General features: G+C 61.9%; 9 protein-coding genes. 7 read left to right on the top strand and 2 right to left on the bottom strand.

The annotated features are described in order from the left end of the window. The 5 genes from H7225_RS12585 to H7225_RS12565 all read left to right on the top strand — a co-directional run. On the top strand, positions 1-753 hold a 753-nt coding region (locus H7225_RS12585), incomplete at its 5' end, for a serine/threonine-protein kinase (RefSeq protein ID WP_290662304.1). 52 nt (positions 754-805) lie between these two features. Beyond that, positions 806-1375, top strand: a complete 570-nt coding sequence (gene dcd, locus H7225_RS12580; protein ID WP_290662302.1) for a dCTP deaminase — start codon at positions 806-808, stop codon at positions 1373-1375. 176 nt (positions 1376-1551) lie between these two features. Next, the gene (locus H7225_RS12575) at positions 1552-1965 is read left to right on the top strand and encodes a DUF1801 domain-containing protein (protein ID WP_366481489.1); all 414 of its coding nucleotides are present in this window, start codon (positions 1552-1554) and stop codon (positions 1963-1965) included. Between the two features lie 52 nt (positions 1966-2017). Next, the gene (locus H7225_RS12570) at positions 2018-2899 is read left to right on the top strand and encodes a 3',5'-nucleoside bisphosphate phosphatase (protein WP_290662298.1); all 882 of its coding nucleotides are present in this window, start codon (positions 2018-2020) and stop codon (positions 2897-2899) included. 12 nt (positions 2900-2911) lie between these two features. After that, a complete protein-coding gene (locus H7225_RS12565) occupies positions 2912-3547 on the top strand; it encodes an L-threonylcarbamoyladenylate synthase (protein ID WP_290662296.1) in 636 nt (211 codons plus the stop codon). Here H7225_RS12565 and H7225_RS12560 read toward each other — a convergent pair. After that, entirely contained in the window at positions 3519-3917 is a 399-nt protein-coding gene (locus H7225_RS12560) for a glutaredoxin family protein (RefSeq protein ID WP_290662294.1), read from the bottom strand. The genes H7225_RS12565 and H7225_RS12560 overlap by 29 nt on opposite strands. Continuing rightward, a complete protein-coding gene (gene plsY / locus H7225_RS12555; RefSeq protein WP_290662292.1) occupies positions 3914-4552 on the bottom strand; it encodes a glycerol-3-phosphate 1-O-acyltransferase PlsY in 639 nt (212 codons plus the stop codon). Before plsY ends, H7225_RS12560 begins: the two co-directional genes overlap by 4 nt. Before the next feature lie 174 nt (positions 4553-4726). Between plsY and H7225_RS12550 the strand changes: the two genes are divergently transcribed. Together H7225_RS12550 and H7225_RS12545 are read left to right on the top strand one after the other, a co-directional pair. Beyond that, positions 4727-5407: a hypothetical protein gene (locus tag H7225_RS12550; RefSeq protein ID WP_290662290.1), complete on the top strand. Its 681-nt coding sequence runs from the start codon at positions 4727-4729 to the stop codon at positions 5405-5407. 96 nt (positions 5408-5503) lie between these two features. Beyond that, complete coding sequence (locus H7225_RS12545) at positions 5504-6256, top strand: hypothetical protein (protein WP_290662288.1); 753 nt, start codon at positions 5504-5506, stop codon at positions 6254-6256. Positions 6257-6268 lie beyond the last annotated feature (12 nt).

Below are 6268 nucleotides of genomic sequence, written 5' to 3'. Positions count from 1 at the left end.
GCCCGGGGCTGGGTCAAGGTCTTCGAGCCCCACCAGCCCACGGCGTTTTACACCCTCTTTGAATGGCACGCCGGCACCACCCTGGGGGCCATGCTGGCTGGCAAACATCATTTCACCGTTCACGACATCATTGAAGGTGCGACCACGGTGGCCCGGTCCTTGGGCCGCTTGCATCAGCACGGCGTCATCCACCGCGACATCAAGCCGGACAACGTGCAACTGGGTGACGACGGTTTGTGGCGGGTGCTCGACTTGGGCGTGGCGCTGTCCGGCAAGGAGCCGCAGGCGCTGCGCGAGTTGCACGCGGGCACGCCCAGCTACATGAACCCCGAGCAATGGAGCGCGGTCCCTTCCGAGTCCATGGCCAACCCCCAAAGCGATCTGTTCGCCCTGGGGGTCACGCTTTACCAATGGCTCACCGGGGGGCGATTGCCCTATGGCGACATCGAGCCCTATCAAACCGCCCGCTATCGCCGCGACCCCGTGGCCCCCTCGCGCATCCGCCCTGACGTGCCCATTTGGCTGGACCACATCGTGCTGAAAGCGGTGGCGCGTGACCCGAAACTGCGTTTTGAAACGGCCGAGGAGTTGCTTCTGGCCTTGGATCGGGGCGCTTCCCGGCCCTTGTCCGCGCCCCACGCCACGCCGTTGATGGCGCGCGACCCCGTGGTCCTTTGGCAGATCGCCCTGGGCATGTCCGTCCTGTTCAATTTACTGCTGATTTACTGGCTGGCGTTTTTGCCCAGAACCTGAGGGCTGCGCGCAATCAGTGACAATCGCGGCTGTTGAGTAGGAGACAGACCCCATGAGCATCAAGTCAGACCGCTGGATCCGCCAGATGGCCCAAGAGCACGGCATGATCGAGCCCTTCGAGCCCAATCAAGTGCGGGCGACGGCGGATGGGCAGCGCATCGTCAGTTATGGCACCAGCAGTTATGGCTACGACATCCGTTGTGCCAACGAATTCAAAATTTTCACCAACGTCCATTCCACGGTGGTTGACCCGAAGAATTTCGATGAGCGCAGTTTTGTTGATGTCACAGGTGATTACTGCATCATTCCGCCGAACAGTTTTGCCTTGGCACGCACCGTGGAGTATTTTCGGATTCCCCGCAGCGTCCTGACCATCTGCCTGGGCAAGAGCACCTATGCCCGCTGCGGCATCATCGTCAACGTCACGCCTTTCGAGCCCGAGTGGGAGGGTTATGTAACGCTGGAATTCAGCAATACCACCCCGTTGCCCGCCAAAATCTACGCTGGCGAAGGGTGTGCACAAGTGCTGTTTTTTGAAAGCGACGAAGTATGCGAAACCAGTTACCGTGACCGTGGTGGCAAATACCAGGGGCAAACTGGGGTAACTCTCCCTAAAACTTGAAGAACTATTGCCGACATTCGCCCATGACCCTCATCTGGAGGGATTCAGGAGTGATTACGAGCAGTTACAATTGACCGTGTCGGCTTTGAGTGTGCTTCAGCACTCCAGGGCACCGAGTAGAGGTGTTCGTGCTGTACATCCACGCGAAGTCGTTGTCGGCTTTCGCGAGGGGGTGGATGTGCGCCATTGCCCCATGTTGTTTCTATTTTTCGGGCTTTTCCTCCATGCGCCGTCCGCTTCAGTCCCCCGCTTTAATCAGCGCATTTTTTGACAGCCTTCGCCCAGAGCAGCGCGACACTGCGCAAGCCATGCAGCAGGCCATCCTGGATGCCGCGCCTCACCTGCGCCAAGAGGTCAAATGGGGCAACCTGTGCTTCGTCAACGACCGTGACAACGTCATGGCCATCGTGCTGCACAAAGCCAACGCGCACCTGCAGGTCTTCAATGGCGTGCAGCTGGTGGGCGAGTTTCCCGAGCTGGAAGGCGCAGGGCGGGGCATGCGCCACATCAAGACCCGCTACCGGATCCCGGTCAACGACCAACTCGTCAAAGAGCTGACCCAAGCCTGCTTGCGAGCCTGGAGCCGCTAGCTGGTGTGGTTATTGCAACCCCGGATGGTCACGATCATGGCGGGTTTGTAAAATGTCCACGAAACAACGGACATCCATGCACCTGCTCAACGCTGACCTTCATTGTCATTCCAATGTGTCCGATGGCACATTGACCCCGCAAGCCCTGGCTGAACGGGCCAAGCGCAACGGGGTAGAACTGTGGGCACTGACCGATCACGATGAAGTGGGGGGCCAGCACCTAGCCAGGGCAGCCGCGCAAGCGCAAGGCCTGGCCTACCTGACCGGCTCCGAAATATCAGTCACCTTTGCGGGCAAGACGGTGCACATCGTGGGCCTGGGCTTTGATCCCGATCACCCCAGTTTGCAGCAAGGCCTGGCGGACACCCGTGGTGGCCGTGAGCGCCGTGCGCGCGACATGGCCGACGGGCTGGCCAAGGTCGGTATCCCAAACGCATTTGAAGGCGCACTGCGCTATGTGGGCAACCCCGATCTGATTTCGCGCACGCACTTTGCCCGCTACCTGGTTGAAATCGGCGTGTGCTCCGAGTCCCATGAAGTCTTCAAGCGCTACCTGACCGAAGGCAAGCCCGGTTACGTCGAGCACCGCTGGGCGACGCTGTCTGATGCCATCCACTGGATCACCGAAGCTGGCGGTGAGGCTGTCATTGCGCACCCTGGGCGCTACGGTTTCACCCCCAACGAAGAGTACGCACTGTTCACCGAGTTCAAGGCGCATGGCGGGCGCGGGGTCGAGGTGGTCACCGGCAGCCACACCGTGCCCGAGTACGCCAAGTACGCCGACATGGCGATTGAATTCGACCTTCTGGCCTCGCGGGGCTCCGACTTTCACGACCCCATTGAAAGCCGAACCGACCTGGGCACCTTGCCCGATTTGCCGGGCCGTTTGACGCCGGTGTGGCAGGCCCTGGAGCACCGCATCTTTCAGCCCTGAAAGGGCGGCTCCATGGCTCAATACTTTGAAGTGCACCCCCAGCATCCGCAAACACGTTTGCTGAAGCAAGCCGCCGACATCCTTCACAAAGGCGGGATCGTGGCGCTGCCCACCGATTCCAGCTATGCGCTGGTGTGCCACCTGGACGACAAGGACGCCGTGGCGGCCCTGCGGCGCATCCGCGCGGTGGACGAGCGCCATCACCTGACCTTGCTGTGCCGAGACCTGTCCGAGCTGGCCAACTATGCGCGGGTGGACAACCGGCAATTCCGCCTGCTCAAGTTGGGCACGCCGGGTCCGTACACCTACATCCTGGAGGCCACCAAAGAGGTGCCGCGCCGCGTCTCGCATCCCTCGCGCCGCACGGTCGGTTTGCGCGTGCCCGAGCACACCGTCGCCCAAGCCCTGCTTGAAATTTTGGGTCAGCCCCTGCTGGGCACCACCTTGATCATGCCCGGTGAAGAAATGGCCCTCAACGATGCCAATGACATCCGCGAGCGGCTGCAAAAGCAGGTCCAGGCCGTGATCGATTCAGGCGCCTGTCCGCTGGAGCCCACGACGGTGATCGACCTGAGTTCTGGCGATGCCGTGATAGTGCGCCATGGCCGTGGCGACCTGGCTAGGGTGGGTTTGGAGTCGTTGACCTGACGGGCGCCAACTGAATGGCCTGGGTCAACCACTCGGCGTCAAAACCCAGGTGCCATCGGCCTTTGACCGACATCAACGGTGTGCCTGGCGCGCCTTGCGCTTCATAGGCTTGCCGGCAGACTGCGTTCAATTCGACATCGCATTCTTGCCAGGGCACCTGGTGCCTGTCCAGCCAGTCCCGGGCTTTGGCGCAATAGATGCAGCTCACGGTGGCGTACATCGTGATCTCGCCCGGCCGGGCGAATTGCCTGACGGTGGACGCCGCGCGCTCCTGCGTCCACCAGGACCAGCCTTTGCTGCCGCCCACGAACACCAGCATGATGCCGGCCAACACCCACCATTGATGACGCCGTTGGGCCTGGTCGCTCACGGTTGTTGCAGTGTGGCGGCGGCCTTCTGGCCCAGTTTGCTTTCCTGCCCAGCCAGCAGCTTGCGGATGTTGGCGGCATGCCGCCAGATCAGCAGGGCGCTCATGATGGCCACCCCGATGGTCATGGCGCCAGCCCCCATGAGTTGCCACTGAATGATCGGTGCGGCCAGTGAGGCTGTCAGTGCCGCCAGCGACGAATAACGGAACACCACCGCCATCAACAACCAGGCCGCCAGGACCAGGCCGCCCACGGCGGGTTGAAAGCCCAACAGGACGCCCGCTGCCGTGGCCACGCCCTTGCCGCCCTCAAATCGAAAGAAGATCGGCCAGACGTGCCCCAGGAAGGCCGCCAGTCCGACCAAGGTCACGGCGATTTGGTCGAGGCCCCAGTGCTGGGCAATCGCCACTGGCACATAGCCCTTGAGCGCGTCAAGCAGCAAGGTCAGGATGGCCGCGCCCTTGTGGCCGGATCGCAGCACATTGGTGGCGCCTGGGTTGCCCGATCCGTAGGTGCGTGGGTCGCTCAAGCCGAACAGGCGGCTGACGATCACGGCAAATGAGAGGGAGCCCACCAGGAAGGAGCACACGGTGGCCACCGCGGTGACCAGTCTGGGATCAGTAACAAGCGAATCCATGAGTTCTGTGCGGCATTGAAACAGGTCGCAAGTGTAGTGCTTGCGTTTACACGGATTGTGGGTTTATGCCATGCTTGCAGACGGGGTAAATTGGCGACAATCTTCGGGTTTCTCTGACATCAGTGGTGGACATACATGATTACGTATCAATCTAAAAATTCTTGGCAACGTCCGTTGTTGATCGCGCTCATTGGCAGCGCGGTGGTGGGCACTGGGGTGTGGTGGTTCTCGGGTCATTCGGGGGCGGATGCGACCACGCAGGTCAGCACCACGGCGTCCGAGCCTGTGGCTGCTGCCGGCGGGATGGCCGCGCCAGCAACGCCGGCATTGGCCGGCTCCACCGATCCCACGATTCTGTCCGATGGCCGCCCTTCTGATTTCACGCCTGGCGTCTGGTCCGCGCTGGACAAGGCCATGACGAACAAACCGCAGCTCAAGCCCGAAGTCGACAAGGTGTTGAGCTACATGCGCTTTCAGCGCAGTTTTGAGCAATGGCAAGCCCTGGAGGACGCGCGCGACGCGCAGCAACGCCACCAGTTGGCGCAAAGCCTCCTGAACCAGATGCCCGATCGTCTGGTCAAGGGCGAGTTCTCCTTGAGCGAGGCGCTGATGATGACCACGGTGCTGATGTCTGACCTGGAGCCCGATGAGAAGAAGCGCGAGCAGCAAATCGACGATTGGGGCAAAAAAATGGCCCTGGCCGTGCCCCAGCCCACGGATGACGCACAAGTCCAGGCAAGTCAAAAGTGTGTGGAGGACAGGCGCGTCCTTCCTGGCCTCCTCACGGAAGGCCCCAATCCGGACCCTGCCAAGGTGCAGCAAGCCCTGGAAGAGCGCAGCCGCCTTTCGTGCTGAACCAATGAGCCGAGTGTCGTGGGTTTGTCCCATGCATTCGATCGTGACTCCATGCCGACAATCCACCGGTTTCCTTGACATTGGCTTTTGGCGTTCATGATCACATATCAAGAAAGTACCAAGTTCTGGCAGCGATCATGGTTCGCTGCGCTGATCGGTGGGCTCGCTGTCGGAGGTGGGGGGTGGTGGTGGCAGGCGCATCAGGAGGCCCGGGACGCCAGCGAAGTGGTCGAGTCCGCAGCGTCCGCGTCAGTGTCTGCTCCACAGCGGCCAGTCTTCGCCGCCGTGGTGACCGGTGCTGCGTCCACGCCCACGGTGCTCCCCGACGGGCGGCCATCGGATTTCACCCCCGAGGATTGGTCCGCCTTGAAAGCAGCGATGAGCACCCAGCCCAATGGCAAAGCCGAGCTGGAGCGCGTGGTGACCTACCTGCGTTTTCAGCGCAGTTTTGAGCAATGGCAGGCGCTGGCGGATTCGCCCGACGCGCAGCAGCGCCACCAATTGGCCGAAAGCCTGCTGACCCAGGTGCCCGATCGCCTGACCAAAGGCGAAGTCACCCTGGGCGAGGCATTGTTGCTGAGCACCGCCTTGCTCACCGACCTGGAAGCCGACGAGCGCTTGAGAGAGCAGCGCCTGATCGAGATGCGCAACAAGTTTGAAGCCTTGGCGCCTCAGCCCGATGAGGAACAAGCTGCTCGCGAGGCAGATCGCCTCACGGAGTTCAAGCGGCGCCAGTCGGCCATCGTGGCTTCCTGGCAGGCCCAGCCTGAGGGCAAGCGCGACCAGGCGTCCCTGGAGCGCGATCTGGAGGCGGCGCGACGCGCGGTGTACGGCAACGCCAAACAGTGACGGTGGCGTGGT

The sequence above is a fragment of the Aquabacterium sp. genome (assembly GCF_014378415.1).
Lineage (GTDB): Bacteria > Pseudomonadota > Gammaproteobacteria > Burkholderiales > Burkholderiaceae_C > Aquabacterium.
This window is presented reverse-complemented; position numbering and strand designations above follow the sequence as displayed.

Excerpts from the sequence above, each read along its gene's own strand:
- dcd (WP_290662302.1), top strand. The coding sequence starts at position 806 with ATGAGCATCAAGTCAGACCGCTGGATCCGCCAGATGGCCCAAGAGCAC.
- H7225_RS12575 (WP_366481489.1), top strand. The coding sequence starts at position 1,552 with ATGTGCGCCATTGCCCCATGTTGTTTCTATTTTTCGGGCTTTTCCTCC.
- H7225_RS12570 (WP_290662298.1), top strand. The coding sequence starts at position 2,018 with ATGTCCACGAAACAACGGACATCCATGCACCTGCTCAACGCTGACCTT.
- H7225_RS12565 (WP_290662296.1), top strand. The coding sequence starts at position 2,912 with ATGGCTCAATACTTTGAAGTGCACCCCCAGCATCCGCAAACACGTTTG.
- plsY (WP_290662292.1), bottom strand. The coding sequence starts at position 4,552 with ATGGATTCGCTTGTTACTGATCCCAGACTGGTCACCGCGGTGGCCACC.
- H7225_RS12545 (WP_290662288.1), top strand. The coding sequence starts at position 5,504 with ATGATCACATATCAAGAAAGTACCAAGTTCTGGCAGCGATCATGGTTC.